Origin of the sequence: Acetobacterium fimetarium (genome assembly GCF_014284475.1) — a bacterium.
In the GTDB taxonomy this organism is placed as follows: Bacteria; Bacillota; Clostridia; order Eubacteriales; family Eubacteriaceae; genus Acetobacterium; species Acetobacterium fimetarium.
This window is the reverse complement of record NZ_WJBC01000014.1, coordinates 1-20,737: the sequence shown is the minus strand read 5'-3', so window position 1 is coordinate 20,737 and position 20,737 is coordinate 1. Positions and strand designations below refer to the sequence as shown.

At 46.8% G+C, this 20,737-nt stretch carries 15 protein-coding genes and 1 pseudogene; 12 read left to right on the top strand and 4 right to left on the bottom strand.

What is annotated here, in order from left to right; translation table 11 throughout:
- The first annotated feature begins 102 nt into the window (after nt 1-102).
- From GH808_RS10145 to GH808_RS10090, 12 genes are all read left to right on the top strand, one after another.
- Nucleotides 103-1,962 carry a bifunctional metallophosphatase/5'-nucleotidase gene (locus tag GH808_RS10145; protein ID WP_186842675.1) on the top strand — a complete coding sequence of 620 codons (1,860 nt, stop codon included), beginning with the start codon at nt 103-105 and terminating at the stop codon, nt 1,960-1,962.
- 96 nt (nt 1,963-2,058) lie between these two features.
- Complete coding sequence (locus GH808_RS10140; RefSeq protein WP_186842674.1) at nt 2,059-2,496, top strand: nucleoside deaminase; 438 nt, start codon at nt 2,059-2,061, stop codon at nt 2,494-2,496.
- Nucleotides 2,497-2,557: 61 nt separating this feature from the next.
- Nucleotides 2,558-3,694: a DUF362 domain-containing protein gene (locus GH808_RS10135; protein WP_186842673.1), complete on the top strand. Its 1,137-nt coding sequence runs from the start codon at nt 2,558-2,560 to the stop codon at nt 3,692-3,694.
- 820 nt (nt 3,695-4,514) lie between these two features.
- Nucleotides 4,515-5,507 carry a ketol-acid reductoisomerase gene (gene ilvC, locus GH808_RS10130; RefSeq protein WP_186842672.1) on the top strand — a complete coding sequence of 331 codons (993 nt, stop codon included), beginning with the start codon at nt 4,515-4,517 and terminating at the stop codon, nt 5,505-5,507.
- Nucleotides 5,508-5,780: 273 nt separating this feature from the next.
- The gene (locus GH808_RS10125) at nt 5,781-7,325 is read left to right on the top strand and encodes a 2-isopropylmalate synthase (RefSeq protein ID WP_186842671.1); all 1,545 of its coding nucleotides are present in this window, start codon (nt 5,781-5,783) and stop codon (nt 7,323-7,325) included.
- Nucleotides 7,326-7,340: 15 nt separating this feature from the next.
- Nucleotides 7,341-8,939, top strand: a complete 1,599-nt coding sequence (gene cimA / locus GH808_RS10120; RefSeq protein ID WP_186842670.1) for a citramalate synthase — start codon at nt 7,341-7,343, stop codon at nt 8,937-8,939.
- Nucleotides 8,940-8,963: 24 nt separating this feature from the next.
- Nucleotides 8,964-10,226, top strand: coding sequence for a 3-isopropylmalate dehydratase large subunit (gene leuC, locus GH808_RS10115; RefSeq protein ID WP_186842669.1), 1,263 nt, complete (start codon nt 8,964-8,966; stop codon nt 10,224-10,226).
- A gap of 191 nt (nt 10,227-10,417) precedes the next feature.
- Entirely contained in the window at nt 10,418-10,903 is a 486-nt protein-coding gene (gene leuD, locus GH808_RS10110) for a 3-isopropylmalate dehydratase small subunit (protein WP_186842668.1), read from the top strand.
- A gap of 198 nt (nt 10,904-11,101) precedes the next feature.
- Nucleotides 11,102-12,166 carry a 3-isopropylmalate dehydrogenase gene (leuB, locus tag GH808_RS10105; RefSeq protein ID WP_207722308.1) on the top strand — a complete coding sequence of 355 codons (1,065 nt, stop codon included), beginning with the start codon at nt 11,102-11,104 and terminating at the stop codon, nt 12,164-12,166.
- Between the two features lie 112 nt (nt 12,167-12,278).
- The gene (gene ilvD, locus GH808_RS10100; protein WP_186842666.1) at nt 12,279-13,943 is read left to right on the top strand and encodes a dihydroxy-acid dehydratase; all 1,665 of its coding nucleotides are present in this window, start codon (nt 12,279-12,281) and stop codon (nt 13,941-13,943) included.
- 189 nt (nt 13,944-14,132) lie between these two features.
- Nucleotides 14,133-15,794 carry a biosynthetic-type acetolactate synthase large subunit gene (gene ilvB, locus GH808_RS10095; RefSeq protein WP_243166184.1) on the top strand — a complete coding sequence of 554 codons (1,662 nt, stop codon included), beginning with the start codon at nt 14,133-14,135 and terminating at the stop codon, nt 15,792-15,794.
- Between the two features lie 60 nt (nt 15,795-15,854).
- Nucleotides 15,855-17,084 carry a chloride channel protein gene (locus GH808_RS10090; protein ID WP_311135777.1) on the top strand — a complete coding sequence of 410 codons (1,230 nt, stop codon included), beginning with the start codon at nt 15,855-15,857 and terminating at the stop codon, nt 17,082-17,084.
- Between the two features lie 101 nt (nt 17,085-17,185).
- Here GH808_RS10090 and GH808_RS10085 read toward each other — a convergent pair whose 3' ends face one another.
- The 4 genes and pseudogenes from GH808_RS10085 to GH808_RS10070 form a co-directional block, all read right to left on the bottom strand.
- A complete protein-coding gene (locus GH808_RS10085; RefSeq protein ID WP_243166183.1) occupies nt 17,186-18,232 on the bottom strand; it encodes an HD-GYP domain-containing protein in 1,047 nt (348 codons plus the stop codon).
- A gap of 90 nt (nt 18,233-18,322) precedes the next feature.
- Entirely contained in the window at nt 18,323-19,081 is a 759-nt protein-coding gene (locus GH808_RS10080; RefSeq protein WP_186842664.1) for a flagellar motor protein MotB, read from the bottom strand.
- A 19-nt stretch (nt 19,082-19,100) separates the two neighbouring features.
- The gene (locus GH808_RS10075) at nt 19,101-19,916 is read right to left on the bottom strand and encodes a motility protein A (RefSeq protein ID WP_186842663.1); all 816 of its coding nucleotides are present in this window, start codon (nt 19,914-19,916) and stop codon (nt 19,101-19,103) included.
- 273 nt (nt 19,917-20,189) lie between these two features.
- A pseudogene (locus GH808_RS10070) lies at nt 20,190-20,737 on the bottom strand (IS4 family transposase); the annotation flags it as partial.

Genomic DNA, 20,737 nt, shown 5'->3' with positions numbered 1-20,737 from the left:
AGCCTGAAAGACCCCGGCATGTAAAAAAAACGGGTGATTGCGAAAAGGTGCAGCCGTTTCTTTTACAAGTAGCGGTTGAAAAAGAGGCGAAGAGGAGAAGAAATGAAAAAGTGCAAACGGATTCTGAGCTTGTTGCTGATGGTTCTGATAATTTTTGGATGCTGGGGATCAGCGGTTTTGGCGGCGACTGTAAACGATGATGAAACGATTACCCTGAAAATCATCCATACCAATGATACCCATGCTCGGTATATGTACAGTGCGAACAAAACCATTGGCTATGCCAAGCTTAAAACCATCATCAATCAGGAGAGTCCCGATCTGACTGTAGATGGGGGCGATATCTTTCACGGACAATCCTTTGCCACCATCGAAAAGGGCGGCAGCATTGCCGAACTGATGGCGGCCGTCGGTTTTGATGCCATGGCTCCCGGAAATCACGACTTCAACTATGGCAGTGCCAGATTATTGACGCTCGGAGTGATGGCGAACACAAAAATATTGGGCGCTAATGTCACCTACAGCGATACCGGCAATCCGTTTTTTAACGATGATTATCTGATCAAAGCAATTGATGCGAACGGAGAAACGATTAAAATCGGGGTGTTCGGTTTGATCAGTCCCGATATCTATGCGGATACCGCGCCGGATAATGTACAGGGGCTGACCTTTGGTATTGAGGAGTCAGTGCTTGAGACGGCCAGGACATCCGTTGCGGCGCTGGAAGCGCAAGGCTGTGATGTGATCGTAGCCCTGACCCATATCGGTGATTCCGGCAATGGCGTTCTGATGCGCAGTGATGAACTGGCTCAGAATGTGCCGGGGATTGATGTCATCGTCGACGGCCACACCCATGATGTTGAAAATACTGAAGTCAATGGCACGTTGATTGTTCAGACCGGTTGCTATTCAAGTGCGGTGGGTGAGGTTGAGCTCACCTTGAAAGAGAATGAACAAAAAGCAGTGGCTGTCAGTGAAGCTGGCATCATCAGCGACAGTAACACCGTTAGTGAGCAGGTTCCGGGACCGGAGCCGATTCTGACAAGTCAAGCGAATATGACCGATACTCAGGCCGTTGAACCGACTTATACTGTTGAAAGCAAGGCGGAGAAACTGATTACGGTCAGTCAGGCAACCGATGAACTGATTCCGGCCGACAAAACGGTGGCGGATCTCATTGCTGAAATTGAGACGCGACAGGAGCCGATCAAAAAACAAATTGTCGGAAATACACCGGTCAAGCTTGGCGGCGCGACTGACAATATTTGGGAGGAGGTCCGGCTGGGCGAATTAAATCTGGGCCGGGTGCTGACAGACAGCTATCTGTACGCAACGGGAGCAGATGTTGCCGTTGAAAATGCCGGTGGCATCCGTGCCGAGATAGCAGCAGGTGATATTACGAAAGGCCAGGTGATCGATGTGCTGCCATTCGGCAATTATCTGGTCACCAAAAAGGTTTCCGGGGCTGACATTTTAAGCATGCTGGAGACCAGCATCGAAATCGGAATCAATAACCGAACGGCAAAAGACGCCAACAACAATTCCTGGCCGAGCAACAGCGGCAGCTATCTTCAGTGGAACGGAATCAAAGCGCAGTACGATCTTTCAAAAGCCAAGGGTGAACGGGTATTTTCGGCAAAAATCGGCGGCGTGGATTTGAATCCGAACCAAATGGTTACGGTGGCCTGCAACAATTACCTGGCAACCAGCAGCGACTATCCGGAGCTCAAGGCAGCCAGTATCGTCAATGAATATGCTGCCTGTGATGAGGCCGTGACGACCTACCTGCAGGCAGCCGGAAACGAGCGCTTTCTGGCAGCCGTTAATAATGCCAATGTGACGGAAGGAAAAACACCTGAACCCCAGCCGGTTGCACCGGTACAGAAACAGTCTTCGGAAAATCCGAAAACCGGATCCGAACAACGGGGATGGGCTAGTGTGCTGCTGGGATTGCTGATTTGATGCGGACTTGGAAGAACTGAAAAAGTAATGATCTGCTGATTGGCGAATTGATGAGGAGGTGTCGAAATCTCAAAAAATAGTACATTTCAGGATTATATGGCGCTGGCAATTGAAGCAGCAGAAGCCGGTGAAAAAAAAGGCGAGGTGCCCATCGGCGCCGTTCTGGTCTGCGACAAAGAAGTCATTGCGATCGCTCATAATCGGAAGGAAACATTATCCGATCCGACGGCGCACGCCGAGATGCTGGTGATCCGGGAAGCGGCTGAAAAACTGGGGCGATGGCGGCTGGATGACTGCCAGCTGTTTGTTACTGCAGAACCCTGTGTCATGTGCATGGGCGCGGTCATCCAGGCGCGAATACCCTTGCTCGTCTATGGCGTTGCGGAAAAAAAATTCGGCGGGGTTGAATCGACGGCCTATCTGGGGCAACATCCCATGCTGCCGCGGAAAATGGAAATCTATGCTGGTATCTGTGAAGAACAATGTGAAAAAATATTGAAGGACTTTTTTGAAAAGAAACGGTCGGAATACTGAGCCTTCATTTCTGATCAGAAACGGATGAAGGCAAAATCATTTGATATTAGGAGGAAGAGATATGGATAAAAAATCGAAAGTTTATTTCACAACATTTCGGACGACTGGTTCAAACAACATTCTAAAAAAGCTGGAAAAGCTTGTGCTGGAGGCCGGTCTTGGCGAGATTGATTTCGAGAATAAATTCGCTGCGATAAAAATCCATCTGGGTGAACCGGGGAATATCGCCTATCTGCGACCAAATTTTTCTAAGGTGATCGTTGATGTCATCAGGGCGAAGGGCGGTAAACCGTTTTTAACGGACTGCAATACACTTTACGTGGGTCGCAGGAAAAATGCCCTGGAACATATGGATGCTGCCTATGAAAATGGATACAATCCATTTGTGACCGGCTGTCATGTGATCATCGCCGATGGACTCAAAGGAACGGATGATATGGAGGTGCCCGTAGTGGGCGGCGAGTTTATCCGCGAAGCGAAAATCGGCCGGGCCATTATGGACGCGGATGTGATCATTTCGATGACTCACTTTAAGGGACACGAGGACACCGGATTTGGCGGAACCCTGAAAAACATCGGAATGGGCTCGGGATCACGTCGTGGAAAAATGGAAATGCACTCATCCAGCAAACCTTTTGTCAAGGAAAAGAAATGCCGGAGCTGTGAAGTGTGTTCGAAAATTTGTGCGATGAACGCCATTTCCTACGGCGGCGATGAAGGAAAAGCGAGCATCAATCCGGATCTCTGTGTCGGCTGCGGACGCTGTGTGGGAATCTGCCCTTTCGATGCGATTTCTCCCAAATACGATGAAAGCAAGGATATCCTCAATAAGAAAATCGCGGAATACACCAAGGCGGTCGTTGACGGCAGACCGCAGTTGCATATCAGTTTTGTAATGGACGTTTCTCCGAACTGTGACTGTCACGTGGAAAACGACTTGCCGATTATTCAGGATGTTGGAATTTTCGCATCAGTCGATCCGGTTGCATTGGACGTTGCGTGCGCAGATGCCTGCAACAAAGCACCGATTATTGCTGGCAGCTATCTGGATGAACGGATTCATGAGCACCATGTCAGCGATCCGGAAGATCAGGATCGGTTCACGATGACGCATCCAGAAACTAACTGGAAAGTGGCCATTGACCACGGTGTCAAAATCGGTCTGGGAAATAAAAAATACGAAATTGTGGAAGTATAAAACTAGAAACCGATATCATGATTTTTAGTGATTGACAAAGATAAAATTAACCGATATAATGACACAAATGATAAGCAAAATAAACAAATAAAACAACGGCGATGACCAAGAGAAAAATACCGAAGATTGAATTTTAGAGAGTTGGAGAATGGTGTGATTCCAATATTTCAATGGTATGTAATACTCACTTGCGAGCTGCTGACCTGAAAATTTACCCAATGAGTAGGGGAGGCCGTAATCCTTTTTGGAATGTCAGCGTTAAATGACTATGGTTAGGTTCGCTTATGCGTTCAGACCAGAAGAGGAAATGGTTGTGAGACTATTTCATTTTTAGAGTGGTACCGTGGATATTGAATCCGCCTCTGTTATAAACAGAGGCGGTTTTTTGACGTTTTGTCCAAATTTTTCATTTGGGTATAAAACTAATGCATGAGCAATTGGCCCCCAAAAAGGCCAAATGCTTCGTAGACGTTTCATCCAAATCTTTGATTTGGCTAATGAAACTAATGCATGAGCAATTGGCCCCCAAAAGGCCAAGTGCTTCGTAGACGTTTTGTCCAAATTTTTCATTTGGGTATAAAACTAATGCATGAGCAATTGGCCCCCAAAAAGGCCAAATGCTTCGTAGACGTTTTGTCCAAATTTTTTATTTGGGTATAAAACTAATGCAGGGTTAGCGGTCGCCTTATGGACCGCTAATCTCGTAGACGTTTCATCCAAATCTCTGGTGCTTTTTTAGCGAATCATGAGTATATAATCATCACTTTATAAGTGGATTTATATAAATTAAGAAGATTAAAATCTAGGAGGAAATTAACAAATGGCAAAAATGTTTTATGATGTGGATTGTAATCTAGGATTATTAGATGGAAAGACTGTTGCGATAATTGGATACGGAAGTCAGGGACATGCACATGCCCAGAATTTAAAAGATTCTGGTGTGAATGTTGTTGTAGGTCTTTACGAAGGAAGCAAGTCTTGGCCTAAAGCCGAAGCTGCTGGATTAAAAGTAATGACAGCAGCAGATGCTGCTAAAGCTGCTGACGTTATCATGATTCTTCTGCCAGATGAAAAAGCCGCAGCAATTTACAAAGTTGATATTGCACCAAATCTTGAAGCAGGCAACTACCTGGCATTTGCTCACGGTTTCAATATCCATTATGGACAGATCAACCCACCAGCAGATATCAATGTCTTCATGATCGCACCAAAAGGACCAGGTCATACGGTCAGAAGTCAGTATCAGGAAGGCAAAGGTGTGCCGGATTTGATTGCTGTTCATCAGGATCCAGCTGGCAACACCCACGATATCGGTTTAGCTTATGCTTCTGGTATTGGCGGAGGTCGTGCCGGTATTCTTGAAACAACTTTCAAAGAAGAAACCGAAACCGATCTTTTCGGGGAACAAGCTGTTCTCTGCGGTGGTGTAACAGCCCTGATGAAAGCTGGTTTTGATACTTTGGTGGAAGCTGGATATCAACCGGAAAGTGCTTACTTTGAATGTGTTCACGAAATGAAACTGATTGTTGATTTAGTCAACAGCGGCGGATTCGGCTTCATGCGTTACTCCATCAGTGATACCGCTGAATACGGCGATTACATTACTGGCAGCAAAATCATCACCGATGAAACCAAAAAAGCAATGAAGGGTGTTTTAAACGACATTCAAGATGGTACATTCGCACGTAACTGGCTGCTTGAAAACCAGGTTGGCCGTCCCTATTTCAATGCCAAACGCAGAATTGAAAGCGAAACTCAGGTTGAAAAAGTTGGCGCAGATTTAAGAACCATGATGTCCTGGTTAAAAAAATAATCGGATCGATTTTTCAGGTTGTTGATAACACCGTACCGACCAATTGTTAATCAGTTGTATGCTTGCAATTCGTACAGGCTACCGCCTGTTCGCCTTGATGCATAGAGCCTGCCCCTTAGGGTGCAACACGATGTAACAATTGTCGGTACTACGTTAGTGTTTATCAATAATCGGATCGATTGGATTGACAACTATTTCGCATTAAGGGCAGAAGACCTTCTGCCCTTTTTTAACAAAAAAAATTTTAAATATAAATATATAGGAGGAGATGCAATGAGCAGAATTATTAGAATATTCGATACCACTCTTCGGGATGGAGAACAATCACCAGGTTGCAGTATGAACTTGAAAGAAAAATTAGAGATGGCGAAACAACTCGAACGTCTTAAAGTCGACATTGTTGAAGCAGGTTTTGCGATTGCATCTCCTGGTGATTTCGAGTCTGTCAAACTGGTTGCCAACGAGCTGAAAAATACAACCGTTGCCAGTCTGGCAAGAAGCACCGAAAAAGACATCACGACCGCTTATGAAGCGTTAAAAGGTGCGGTTAATCCGCGACTTCATTTTTTTCTGGCGACGTCAGACATTCATATGGAATACAAGCTTAAAATGTCGCCGGAGGAAGTCGTGAAACAAGCGATTGCGATGGCGAAGTTTGCCAGAAATCTTTTTGGTGAAGTTGAATTTTCAGCCGAAGATGCGTCCCGAACCCGTCCGGAATTTTTGTATCGCGTCCTGGAAGGGGTCATCAACGAGGGCGTTACCATCGTCAATGTGCCTGATACGGTCGGTTATGCAACCCCGGATGAACATGCCCGGTTTATTGGAGGCATCCGCAACAATGTTCCCAACATCGACAAAGCGACGATTTCAGTTCATGTCCATAATGACTTGGGGCTGGGTGTGGCCAATACGCTGGCCGCGATTCAGGCAGGAGCCGGTCAGGTTGAATGTACGGTGAATGGCATTGGCGAACGGGCAGGGAATGCCGCGCTGGAAGAAATCGTCATGGCCTTGAAAACCCGACATGATATTTATCAGGTGGAGACAAACATCGATACGACCGAGATTTATCGATCCAGCCGGTTGCTGACAAAACTGACCGGTGTCAAGGTTCAGCCCAATAAAGCCATTGTCGGAGAAAATGCCTTTGCGCATGAGGCGGGAATCCATCAGCACGGCATGATGGCCAACAAGGAAACTTATGAAATTATGACCCCGGAATCGATCGGGTTGAAGGAAAATAAAATGGTGTTGGGAAAACATTCCGGCAAGCATGCTTTTGTGGAAAAACTGGATTCTTTGGGATACAGCAGTTTTACACCGGAAGAAGTGGTTGACCTTTTTGAACAGTTCAAAGTGCTGGCTGACAAGAAAAAAGACATCTCGGACAAAGACATCCTGGCCTTGGTGGAACAGAAGCAGCTGGCCATTCCGGAAATCTATTTCCTGGATCGCTTCATCATCAGCACCGGAAATACCATTTCAACGGCGGCCACCATTCGGCTGCGAAAGAATGGCGATCTGATCGAAGGTGTCTCGCTGGCTGATGGTCCAATCAGTGCCGGCTTCAAGGCAATCAGCGAGCTGGTTGACTGTGGCGAACTGACCCTGATTGATTATGGCGTCGAAGCGGTCACCGACGGGACTGATGCTCAGGGCGAAGCACATGTGAAAATATCGGACGGCACCCATGTTTATCATGGCCGCGGCTTAAGCACCGACATCATTGATGCCAGTTTAAAAGCTTATGTGGATGCGGTCAATCAGATGCTTTATATCAAAGAAACCCAGGAAAAGAAAAATGAAAATTCTTGATAAGGGAGGATGGGAATGGCTGAAAAAATATTAATCTTCGACTCGACATTGAGAGACGGAGCCCAGGCGGAGGGGATTTCCTTTTCCGTCGAAGACAAAATCCGTGTGGTGGAAACCCTGGATAAAATAGGGGTTGATTATATTGAAGCCGGCAATCCCGGTTCCAATCCAAAAGATATCGAGTTTTTCAATCGAATCAAAGGGATGCAGCTGAAACATGCCAGCCTGGTCGCTTTTGGTAGCACCCGCCGCGGCGGTATTGCGGTCGAAGAAGATGCAAATCTGAAAGCGATCCTGGAAACCCAGACGCCGGCGGTGGCAATTTTTGGAAAAAGCTGGACCTTCCATATTACCGATATCATTAAAACGACGCTTGCAGAAAATCTCCGGATGATTGAAGAGACGATGGCCTATCTCAAGGCCAAAGGCAAAGACGTGACCTTTGATGCGGAGCATTTTTTTGATGGTTATAAAAACGACCCGCCCTATGCCATCGAAACGCTGCTGGCGGCCCAGGAAGGCGGCGCTGACTATCTGGCTTTATGCGATACCAACGGGGGAAGCCTGCCTTTTGAAATCCAGGAGATTGTCACCGATGTGCGAAAAAAACTGCGCATTCCAATCGGCATTCACTGTCATAATGACAGTGGGGTGGCTGTGGCCAATACGCTGATGGCGGTCCAGGCTGGTGCCAGGCAGGTTCAGGGAACGTTTCTGGGCTATGGCGAACGCTGTGGCAATGCCAATCTGACTTCGATTATTCCAAATCTGCAGTTGAAAATGGGATATGATTGTCTGGCTGAAGAAGAGTTGTCGAAGCTGACCTCATCGGCCATCCGGATTGCAGAAATTTCCAATTACAGTCTGAGCGGCAGGGAGCCTTTTGTCGGGAAATCGGCCTTTGCCCACAAGGGTGGCATGCATATTGATGCCGTGCTGAAAAATCCGTCATCGTTTGAACATATTCCGCCGGAAGCAGTCGGAAACGAGCGGCGAATTCTGATGTCCGAAGTTTCCGGTCGCAGCACCATCATCCAGCTGATCAACGAAGTGGATCCCAGTCTGACCAAAAAATCAGAGGAAACCACACGAGTGATGGATCGCATCAAGGAGCTGGAATATCAGGGCTACCAGTTTGAAGGTGCCGAAAGCAGTGTGAAGCTCCTGATTCGGAAGGAGCTCGGCAAATACAAGCCGTTTTTCACCCTGGAGGACTTCAAAACAATCGGCGAGCAGACGCATTACAAAGAAGCGCTGAGTTCTTCCGCGGTGGTTAAAGTCAACGTTGAAGGCCAATCGGAAATCAATGCTGCGGAAGGCGATGGCCCGGTGAATGCCCTCGACAAGGCGTTGAGAAAAGCGCTGGAAGTCTTCTACCCGACGATCAGCGAGGTCCGGCTGACGGACTTCAAAGTTCGGGTGATCGATTCGAAATCCGGCACCGCCTCAAAGGTAAGGGTGCTGATCGAAAGCTCTGATGGGATCGACATCTGGACCAATGTCGGCGTATCGACTGACCTGATCGAGGCCAGTCTGATTGCACTCATCGATTCCATCGAATACAAGCTTTTAAACGATATGGAACGTAAATTAAAAGAATATAAATTGATATAGATAATTGAAAGGAGATGAGTGGCATTGGGGATGACAATGACGCAGAAAATACTAGCATCTCATGCAGGCCTGAGTGAGGTAAAACCAGGCGATTTAATTATGGCTGATTTGGACCTTGTGTTAGGAAATGACATTACAGCGCCAGTAGCCATCGATGTGTTTGATAAAATCAAAGCCGCAGCGGTGTTTGATAAGCACAAGGTGGCGCTGGTTCCGGACCACTTCGCTCCCAATAAAGATATAAAAGCTGCAGAACAATGCAAAAAAATGAGAATGTTCGCAGGAGAACATGAGATTACGAATTATTTTGAAATCGGTCAGATGGGTGTTGAACATGCCCTTCTTCCTGAAAAAGGACTGGTGGTAGCCGGAAACCTGGTCATCGGGGCCGATTCACATACCTGTACCTATGGTGCGCTGGGCGCGTTTTCAACCGGCGTCGGCAGCACCGATATGGCAGCCGGCATGGCGACCGGAAAAGCCTGGTTCAAAGTTCCAGCGGCGCTAAAATTTGTGCTGACAGGAAAAATGAATCAATACGTGTCCGGTAAAGACGTCATTCTTCATATCATCGGAATGATCGGGGTGGATGGTGCGCTCTACAAATCGATGGAATTTGTCGGGGCTGGTATTGCCAACCTGACGATGGATGATCGTTTCACCATCGCCAATATGGCGATTGAAGCTGGCGCCAAAAATGGCATCTTTCCAGTGGATGATCGCACCATTGACTATATCGAATCGCATTCACAGAAAGAATACACCGTTTACGCCGCCGATGAAGATGCAGAATATGAGCAAGTCATCGAAATTGATCTATCAACCGTCAAACCGACGGTCGCTTTCCCGCACTTGCCTGAAAACACCAGGACAACCGATGAAATCACCGAGCCTGTTTATATCGATCAGGTGGTGATCGGTTCCTGCACCAATGGCCGCTTGTCTGATTTTTCGAAAGCAGCGAAAATATTTAAGGGACATCAGGTTGCAAAAGGCGTCCGGACTCTGATTATTCCGGCAACACAGAAAATATATCTCCAGTGTATGGAATTGGGTTACTTTAAAACCTTTGTGGAAGCCGGCGCGATTATCAGCGCCCCAACCTGCGGCCCCTGTCTTGGCGGCCATATGGGAATTCTGGCGGCTGGAGAGCGTTGTGTGGCGACCACTAACCGAAATTTTGTAGGGCGGATGGGTCATGTTGACTCGGAAGTCTATCTGGCAAACCCGGAGGTGGCAGCAGCCTCAGCCATCCTCGGCCGGATTGCCGATCCGACAGAATTATAGGAAATTGCGAAATGTTTTAAGCACAAACCTAAGTAGCTTTGATGGCGGTTTCGCAACCAATTTGGTAACGTGTAGGCGAACAGTCGACAGACTGTCCGCCGTACAGTGTACACATTGGTTCGCGAAACCGGCAGCGAAGCGCACGGACGTTTTGCAATGCCGCGACAGAGTTATAGGAAAAAGGAGTCATCATGAAAGCAAAAGGAAAAGTATTCAGATACGGAAGCAACGTTGATACCGACGTGATCATTCCAGCCCGATACCTTAACACCAGCGATCCCAGCGAACTGGCTCAGCACTGTATGGAAGACATCGATGCCGATTTCGTGAAACTTGTAAAAGCTGGCGACATCATCGTGGCGGATAAGAATTTTGGCTGTGGTTCTTCCCGGGAACATGCACCGCTTTCAATCAAAACGGCGGGAATTTCCTGCGTCATTGCTGCCGATTTCGCCCGTATTTTCTATCGCAACGCAATCAATATCGGGCTGCCGATTCTGGAATGTCCGGAAGCAGCAGCGGATATCGAAGCCGGTGATACGGTGGAAGTGGACTTTAATACGGGGCTCATTATAAATGTTTCAAAAAACAAAACCTACCAGGGACAGGCATTCCCTGAATTCATGCAAAAACTGATCGCCGCTGGCGGTCTCGTAAATTTTATAAACGAACAATAATACTCAGATAATTGCAAGAATTTTCAAGAACAAACAGAAGTTGCTTTGATGTCGGTTTGCGCAACCAATTGTGTAACGTGTAGGCGAACAGTCGGTAGACTGTCCGACGTACAGTGTAACAATTGGTTCGCGCAAAGCGGCAGCGAAGCTCACAGTAGCTTTGGAGACAACAAAAAAATAAACATAATAGGAGACAGATTGATGAATTATAAAATAGCAGTTATTCCCGGTGACGGAATCGGCCCTGAAATTGTTGGGGCCAGTACAAAAGTACTTGATAAAATTGGCGAAAAATTCAACCATACATTTAATTATACAGAGGTTCTGGCAGGTGGTGTAGCCATCGATGCAACAGGGTCACCATTGCCACAAGAAACGGTTGATATCTGTAAAGCCAGTGATGCGGTTATTCTTGGCGCTCTGGGCGGCCCAAAATGGGACAACCTTCCTGGCGACAAACGCCCTGAAGCAGGACTATTGGGAATCAGAAAAGCCCTGGGACTGTATGCAAACCTTCGACCGGCCATTCTCTATGAAGAATTAAAGGCAGCCTGTCCATTAAAACCGGAAATTGCCGGAGAAGGACTGGACATCATGGTCGTTCGTGAATTGACCGGTGATGTTTATTTTGGAGAAAAAGGTCGCGACGGCGATGAAGCAGCCTGGGATATCATGAAATACACCCGACCTGAAGTGCTGCGGATTGCCCGTAAGGCTTTTGAAATTGCGATGAAACGAAATAAAAAAGTAACCAATGTCGATAAGGCCAACGTGCTTGAAGTGTCTCGTTTCTGGAGAAGCTGTGTGCTGGAAGTTGCCAAAGATTTCCCGGAAGTCGAACTTAATCATTTATATGTCGACAATGCCGCTATGCAGCTGGTCATCAATCCCAAACAGTTTGATGTGATCGTGACCGGCAATCTGTTTGGCGATATTCTTTCCGATGAAGCCAGCATGATTACCGGTTCCATCGGGATGCTGCCATCAGCCAGTCTGTCTGATGGTAAATTTGGTATGTATGAACCGATTCACGGTTCAGCTCCTGACATTGCTGGACAGGATAAAGCCAATCCTATTGCGACCATCATTTCAGTCGCAATGATGCTGCGTTTCTCACTGGATTTAATCAAAGAAGCGGATTGCATTGAAGCAGCGGTTAAAAAGACGCTGGCCCAGGGTTACCGCACCGGTGATATTTATTCCGAAGGTATGAAACTGGTAGGAACTGTTGAAATGGGTCAGAAAATTATCGAAAATCTTTAAATATAACTTTCTGCTTTCAAATCAGAAAGTAAAGGGACCGGCGCAAACCGGCAACGAAGCAAACAATAAGTATTTCCAAATGCCTAGAATTTTTTAAATGAAAGGATATCAAATGAAAAGTGATCAGGTAAAAAAAGGAGTCGAAACGACTCCGCAACGTTCATTATTTAAGGCCATGGGTTATATCGATGAAGAACTGGAACAGCCACTGGTTGGTGTTGTCAATTCATTCAATGAAATCATCCCGGGACATATCCATCTGAATACCATCACCAAAGCGGTTAAAGAAGGTGTGCGCATGGGCGGCGGAACGCCGATTGAATTTCCGGCGATTGGCGTTTGTGACGGAATTGCCATGGGACACAGCGGGATGAAATACTCCCTGGCTTCCAGAGAGCTGATTGCGGATTCCATTGAAGTTATGGCGACGGCACATGCGCTGGATGCACTGGTGCTGATTCCCAATTGTGACAAGATCATTCCAGGTATGCTGATGGCAGCGGCGCGGTTGAATATCCCCGCGGTTGTCGTCAGCGGCGGCCCGATGCTGACCGGCAAGGCAGTTGGCCAGAAGGACCGGGATTTAAACACCGCCTTTGAAGCGGTTGGCGCTTTCAATGCTGGAAAAATCGACGAGGATGAATTGAAAGCTTTTGAAGATTCAGTTTGTCCGGGCTGCGGCTCCTGTTCTGGGATGTTTACAGCCAACAGCATGAACTGCCTGACCGAAGTGCTGGGCATGGGGCTGCCGGGAAATGGAACCATTCCAGCCGTTTTTGCGGAACGTGTCCGACTGGCCAAAAAAGCCGGCATCCAGGTGATGGAACTGTTCAGAAAAGACATTAAACCAAAAGATATCCTGACAGCGGAAAATTTCAAAAATGCCTTGACCTGCGATATGGCGATGGGCGGATCGACCAACAGTATTCTTCATTTACCGGCTATTGCCAATGAAGCCGGCGTCATCATCGATCTGCAGGAAGTCAATGAGATTTCAGCAAAAACACCGCATTTATGCAAACTGGCTCCTTCGGGAGATCATCATATTGAAGATCTTTATTATGCCGGTGGAATTCAGGCGATGATGAAAACACTGGCTGACGGCAACCTGCTGGACTTAAGCATCATGACCGTGACCGGAAAAACCATCGCCGAAAATCTTGCCGGCGTTGTCGTCAAGAATTCGGATGTGATTCATCCGCTGGATCATCCCTACAGCAAAACAGGCGGATTAGCCGTATTGTTCGGAAATCTGGCGCCTGATGGCTGCGTGGTCAAACAGGCGGCGGTAGCCCCGGAAATGCTTTCCCATGAAGGTCCGGCACGTGTCTATAATTCAGAAGAAGACGCAACGGCAGCAATTCGCGGCGGGAAAATTAAAAAGGGTGATGTGATTGTGATCCGTTATGAAGGACCGAAAGGCGGCCCGGGTATGCGTGAAATGTTATTCCCGACTTCGGCCATTGCCGGAATGGGACTGGATAAGGATGTCGCGCTGATTACCGATGGCCGATTCTCCGGAGCGACCCGTGGTGCTTCCATCGGACATATTTCACCGGAAGCCGCTGCCGGCGGGGTGATCGGTCTCGTTGAAGAAGGGGACCGCATCAGCATTGATATTCCCGGTCGTTCGATTAAACTGAACGTGAGTGACGAAGTCCTGGCCCAACGTAAAGCGGCCTGGGTACCACTGGAACCGAAGATTAAAACCGGTTATCTGTCACGTTACGGGAAACTGGTAACGTCCGCTTCAACCGGTGCCGTCTTTGAAAAATAAACTGGATTGATTTGTGTTCGGATTGCTGAAATCACTGTATGCATCATGGAGGCGTTTTGTAAAGCCGTGACTGATGGTGATTTCAGCATACCCGACACAATTCAACCAGCGTTTGTGTAACGTGAGATTTGTAAACGCGAACATTTTTATGGTTTGTAACAAGAATGTTATTAGGAAGGAAGTGAAAATTTGGAAGAGAAAAATCTATTGATGGGATCAGAAATCACCGTTCGCTGTCTGGAAGAACAAGGGATAAAACATGTCTTTTCATTTCCTGGTGGTGTGGTTATTCCATTGTTTGATGCTTTTTACCGATTGGATCATGACATTAAAGAAATTGGTCCCTGTCATGAACAGAATGGTGTGCATGCAGCGGATGGCTATGCTAGAACAAGCGATACGGTGGGGGTTGCGATTACCACCTCCGGTCCTGGGGCAACCAATGCCGTGACAGGCATTGCCAACGCCTATATGGATTCGGTGCCGCTGGTTGTGATTACCGGACAGGTTGCGACGCCGCTGCTCGGCCGGGATTCTTTCCAGGAAATTGATATCACAAGTGTCACCATGCAGATCACCAAGCATAATTATCTGGTGACCGATGTCAAGGATCTGGCGGATACCATCAGGGAAGCCTTTGTAATCGCTCAGTCCGGACGCCCGGGCCCAGTGGTTATCGATATACCCAAAGATGTGTTTACATCAAAAACCGATTATAAATGGAAGGATATTCCCAAATTGAAACCGGTCTATCCGGAAATTGACATGTCAAAAGTCGCGGAAGCGATCGCCGCCATCAATGCGGCCAGTAAGCCGGTGATCTACACCGGTGGGGGTGTTCTCAAATCGAAAGCGCATCAAGAGCTGCTGGCGCTGGCTGAAAAATCCGGGATACCGGTCGCTAATTCGCTGATGGGCTTGGGCGGGATCCCGAGAGATCATGAACTGTCCATCGGCATGGTCGGCATGCACGGTTTTCAGGAAACCAATATGGCCGTCATCAATTCGGATCTGCTGATCGGCATCGGGGCACGATTCAGCGACCGCGTCACCGGCAACTGCGATGCGTTTGTAAGAAACAAGAAAATCATCCACATCGATGTGGACCCGACGGAATTCGCCAAAAATGTCAAAACGGACATTGCGATTCAGGGCAACATCAAAGATGTGCTGCCTCTGATCACAGAAAAAATCGAGGCAAAAACATATCCGCAGTGGTATGAAAAAATAAAAAGCTGGGTCATTCCGTATTGCCCCAAAGACGACTATAATCCCAAAAGCATTATCAATGCCATCAATGACGCCTATCCGGAAGCCTTCGTCGTGACCGAAGTCGGACAGCACCAGATGTGGGTCGGTCAGTACTGGAACGTCAAGCGGCCGGCTCAGATGGTCACATCCGGTGGCCTTGGCACGATGGGCTTTGGCCTCGGCGCTTCAATCGGTGTTTCACTGGCTAACCCCGATCAGGATGTGATTCTGATTGCGGGCGACGGCAGCTTCCGGATGAACTGTCAGGAACTGATCACGGTGAGCAAGTACAAGATACCGCTGAAAATATTCCTGTTTGATAATGAAGCACTGGGCATGGTCCGTCAATGGCAAAAGCTCTTTAATGATAAGCGTTACGCCCAGACGGATATTGTTCAATGCACCGATTACCTGATGCTGGCGGCCGCCAGCGGCATTCCGGGTTATAAGGTAACCAATCTGCAGGAAATGAAAAATGTTCTTGAAATAATCAAAGACAAGCCAGGGCCGTTGCTGGTTCATGTCAAGATTTCCAATGAAGAAGGCGTTTATCCGATCGTTCCGGCAGGATGCGCGATTGATGAAATTTATTACGAATAGCTAAACAAAAAGACAAACCCTTTTATTCGGGTTTGTCTTTTTTAAAATGAGGAGGGTATTGTGTGGATTAAACTGAAAAAGACAGTCGTCATGAGTTTGTTTGTCGCCTTGCTGGGCGGCGTCATCGGCGGAATTACCTGGATGCTGTTGGATATCATGAATCTGGGCATTGATTTGATCTGGGCTTACATTCCCGTCCATATCGATTTTATATTTTATCCACTGGTGATCTGTGCGTTTGGCGGTCTGGTCATCGGGCTTTATACAAAACGTTTTGGTCCCTACCCCCATGAAATGAGCGAAATCATGGTGGAAGTGAAAGCGGGAAATAAAGTTCCCTACGATAATCTTCCTGTCGTCGCAGTCGCCGCGCTATTGCCGCTTGTTTTTGGCGGCAGTATCGGGCCCGAAGCCGGACTCACCGGAGTCATCGTGGGATTGTGCTTTTGGTTTTCGGACCGCTTCAAATTTATCTTCGCCGAGGTTGAAGAGCTGGCTCAAATCGGGATGGCGGCAACCATTGGCGTCATCTTCGGATCGCCTCTGTTTGCCTTTGTGAATCAGATCGAAGATGAAAAAAAGCCGACGGTGATTCCGAAGAACACGAAAATTCTGATGTATTTTGTCGGGATTATGGGGGGATTCGGCGCATTAAATCTGTTGTCAGGTATCTTTGGCGGCGGGATGGGCCTGGGGCGCTTTCCGGCGATTGAAAATGTGGCCGGTGGTGAATGGCTGGCGGCCATTCCGCTGGCACTGATCGGGGTGGCTTTCGGAATGCTCTATTATGTTTTCCAGCGGTTGATTAAAGTTGCGGTTTCGCCGCTGAAGCGATACACGGTCTTAAAAGCAATTATTGGCGGCATCATTCTTGGTGGCGCGGGTATGCTGCTCCCGTATACCATGTTTGCAGGTGAACATCAGATGACGATGGTGATGGATTCATGGGAAAGCATGGGTTTCGCCGTTCTTCTGCTGACGGGGATTCTGAAATTATTCATCGGGAATATCTGCGCGCAGATGGGCTGGCGCGGCGGGAATATTTTTCCAACCATCTTTTCCGGCGTTGTGATCGGCTATGCCTGCGCTTTAATGCTTCCCATTGATCCGATCTTCTGTGTCGCCGTCGTGACCGCGGCATTGACAGCAACGGTGATGCGAAAGCCGATGGCAGTCATCCTGCTGTTGCTGATCTGTTTCCCGATTAACGGGATAATACCGATGACCATTGGCGCTGTCATCGGTGGTGCCATACCGCTGCCCAAATGGCGAAAACTTGAAACGGAATAACATCCGGTTAAAATAAAATGCCCATCAATTCGTGTGGTTGAGACTCACATGAATTGATGGGCATGATAGCACCTTCTTGAGGCTAAAATATAAGATGGCAGTTAAGTTAACGAAAGATCAACAACTTTGGTGATGGTCACATTAAGAAAATCCTTGTCGGCCAGATTGATGTCATACATCTCGATATCCTTCTTTTTATCTTTGTAAATACGGATTTTGGGTCTCATACAGTAGTTTTCGTAATTCTCAATGACAATGCCGGTCAGGCCGTTGCTTAATTCCACGCAGGTACCGGTCGGGTAGGGGGCTATTTTTTTGATGAAAATATCCACCAGTTCGGGGTCAAAGATCGTTTCTGAATTTCCCATAATATATTCAATGACTTCTGAAGGAATAATCGCTTTCCGGTAGGAACGGTCCGACGTCATCGCATCGTAAACATCGGCAATGGAGATGATCCGTCCGAACAATGAAATCTCATCGCCGATGCTGCTGTTGGGATATCCGCCGCCTTCATATTTTTCGTGATGATCGAGAATACCCAATCGGGCAGAGTGACTCATATTGAATTCCTTTTTTATGTAGTCATATCCGTATTGGCTGTGTTTTTTTATTGCGCCGAACTCATCGTCTGTTAACATCCCATTTTTGCAGAGAATTTGCTTGCTGATAAATATTTTTCCAATGTCGTGCAGGATGGCACCAATGCCCAAGTCGCTTAATGCCTGTTTCTTGAGTCCCATGGAGACACCAAGAACGATGGATAAAACAGCAACGTTGACCGAATGGAAATAGGTGTAGTCATCGAAAACCTTCAAATCGATCATGTTGATCATCGTGCTTTTATTGTTCAGAATCTCGTCGATAATGGTTTCAATCTGATTCTGCATTTCAGTGAATTTCTGTTTTGTGATGGTATTTGTTTTTTCGGCACAGATAAAGACATCTTTGATGCAGCTAACCGTTTTGGCTTTGACGCGATCGTCGATGATGCTGGCAATTTCAAGATCTCTTGAAATTGCGTCCTCCACATAGATTCCGTTGTAATTGAGTTGTTTAATTCGATGGATAAAGTCGGTGGTCAGGGTAACGTCATGTGCCAGTACCAGTTCTCCGTTTTTTCCCAAAAGGTTATTTCCGAGTACCATTCCTTCTCGCAAGCAAGATGTCGGGACAAATCTCATAAGGTGCGCCTCTCTTTCAGTTTGCATTTTAAAAATTTCAGACCAGATTTATAACTAGTGGATTTCTTCAGTAGCGTTATAATCGGTTCTCAATATAACGATATCGACTCTCCGGTTCTTGGATCGTCCTTCATCCGTATCATTGGTTGCGATGGGACGATATTCGCCATAACCGATGGCGCTGATTTTCTCAGGCGGAAAGCCGGAACTTGTTACAATCAGATCCAGAACTTCTGAAGCACGCATGACAGAGAGGTCCCAGTTATTATTGTAGATATTGTTGTTGATTGGCACATTATCGGTATAACCTTCAATCCGGACATAATTGTCAACAGTTTTCAGAATACCGCCGAGCTCAGTCAGAGTGCCGATTGTCTCCGGTTTGATGGCCGTACTTCCAGAATCAAACAGAACATAATCCTTAAAGGTGATCCAGACACCGATATCGCCCATGTTAACCGTGACCTGATTCTGCAGGCCTTTTTCAGCAATCAGGGTGTTAACTAAATTGACGACGTCGAGGAGATCTTCTTCGACGACATTGCCGTTTTCATCCACCGTCAGACCGTCTGATGTTGTCGTGAGACCGGCAAGCATTTCCTCGGGACTGCCCTGCTGACCGCTTTCAAGGGATTGCTTATCGCCAGCCAACGCTGAATTCATGGATTTGGCCAATGCTTCATATTTTTCGGCATCCACATTGCTCATGGAATAAAGGAGCACAAAAAAAACAAAGAGCAAGGTAATAAAATCAAGGTAAGACAGCATCCATCGTTCGCTGTTGTCCTTTTCTGCTTCTGGTCGACGTTTCATTGATTTAATCTATGCTCCTTTATTTACCTTTTTTCTTTTTGCCGCCGGCTTTATCTTCGCCACCGCCAGCTTTAGCCAGATCTTCTTTAGATAGAAAACCTTTTAGCTTATCTTCAATGAAATTGGGATTTGCCCCTTCCTGGAGGAGAATCAAACCTTCAATGATCATGGAGTTGCGGATGAGTTCCTGTTTACTCTTGTTTTTCAAGGTGCTGGCGATGGGCAGCCAAATGAGGTTGGCAGTTGCAAGACCATAAAGGGTGCAAATAAAAGCGACAGCGATGGATTCACCCAGGCCATCCGGATTGGAAGACATTGAACCAAGTACATTAATAAGACCCAGAACGGTCCCGACGATACCAAAGGTTGGTGCATAACCGCCACACGCTTCAAACATCGCCGCACCGGTATGGTGACGCTCCGCCATCATATCGAGGTCAGATTCCAGGGCTTCCCTGGTTTTTACGGGATCAAGACCATCGAGGATGAATTCCAGACCGCGTCTCGTAAAAGGGTCAATTTCATCATTGTCAACCACTTCCTTTTCAAGACTCAAGATCCCTTTGGTTCGCGCTGTTTTTGACATCGCTTTAATGTTTTCGATCAAAGACAACAGGTCATTTTTTTCATTTCGCATCAGCACTTTAAACAGTTTAGGAATGCGTTTAACGGCGGAAAGCGGAAATGACATAATGGTTGCGGCGATCGAGCCCAACACGACAATCATGAATCCGGTTAATGAGAGGATGGCGACGAGGTGACCGCCCTCAATCACAAATGCGACAAGCACGGATGCCAATGCTGCAATTAAAGCGACTATAAAACTGATATTCAAAAATTGATCCTCCTTTTAAATCTAACAAAGACAATTATGATGGTTTAAAAACACTAAATCAATCTAATTTTTTGTAGTTTTCATACATAACTTCGTCAAATTTATTTTTTTCTTTAGTGGAAAGTGGTAATGTTAAGATACCTTTTAGATATTAACATTAGATTAACAATCTGCCTTGTTGGAGCGAATGTGATTTAAATTTGGAAAATCAACGGATTCACGAGTTCAGGGCTAAAATAAAAGGTGAATGAACACCCGTTAAAGCATCGTTACTCAACTTTCCCAGCCTAATTGACCAAACAAAGCCTTAATAAAAGAGGCCTGAGAGTCAATCCATAGCTGGAGTTGATTTTTTAACAGTGTAGACTTTCTAGAGCCTACCGAATTTAATTGTTCGACAAATACGCTCATCAGACTTTGAAGAGCGGTCGAGAGTGCCATATCCTGGATGTCATCACAGAGCCTGAAGAATAATTCGCACAAGGTTTTATCATCCTTTTCGTTCCTACGAAGCCATTCCAGCAGGATGTACCGGGTGAAAACAATGGTTGTGTGGCTGATCATCATGTCATAGCTGCGTCCCTGAAATTCGGTGCCAAGTTTCATGAGGGATTTGGTGGATTTGAAGAAAACTTCTATTGCCCACCGGTTGCCATAAATACGGATAATTTCTTCATCAGACAGGGACAAATCAGTACTGAGTACCGTCAGCCAGTCTCTTTTGTTATTGCGGTTTCTGACAAAAACCAGTTTAACCGGAATCCCGGTTTTCGTTTTTACAATGATGGAACCAAACTGGTTTCCGGGTGTATGTTCAGGTA

Bases quoted from the DNA above. Each gene is read 5' to 3' on its own strand.
- cimA (WP_186842670.1), top strand. From the start codon at position 7,341: ATGGCTGAAAAAATATTAATCTTCGACTCGACATTGAGAGACGGAGCC.
- leuD (WP_186842668.1), top strand. From the start codon at position 10,418: ATGAAAGCAAAAGGAAAAGTATTCAGATACGGAAGCAACGTTGATACC.
- ilvC (WP_186842672.1), top strand. From the start codon at position 4,515: ATGGCAAAAATGTTTTATGATGTGGATTGTAATCTAGGATTATTAGAT.
- GH808_RS10145 (WP_186842675.1), top strand. From the start codon at position 103: ATGAAAAAGTGCAAACGGATTCTGAGCTTGTTGCTGATGGTTCTGATA.
- GH808_RS10080 (WP_186842664.1), bottom strand. From the start codon at position 19,081: ATGAAACGTCGACCAGAAGCAGAAAAGGACAACAGCGAACGATGGATG.
- GH808_RS10085 (WP_243166183.1), bottom strand. From the start codon at position 18,232: ATGGTACTCGGAAATAACCTTTTGGGAAAAAACGGAGAACTGGTACTG.
- ilvD (WP_186842666.1), top strand. From the start codon at position 12,279: ATGAAAAGTGATCAGGTAAAAAAAGGAGTCGAAACGACTCCGCAACGT.
- GH808_RS10140 (WP_186842674.1), top strand. From the start codon at position 2,059: ATGGCGCTGGCAATTGAAGCAGCAGAAGCCGGTGAAAAAAAAGGCGAG.
- GH808_RS10135 (WP_186842673.1), top strand. From the start codon at position 2,558: ATGGATAAAAAATCGAAAGTTTATTTCACAACATTTCGGACGACTGGT.
- GH808_RS10125 (WP_186842671.1), top strand. From the start codon at position 5,781: ATGAGCAGAATTATTAGAATATTCGATACCACTCTTCGGGATGGAGAA.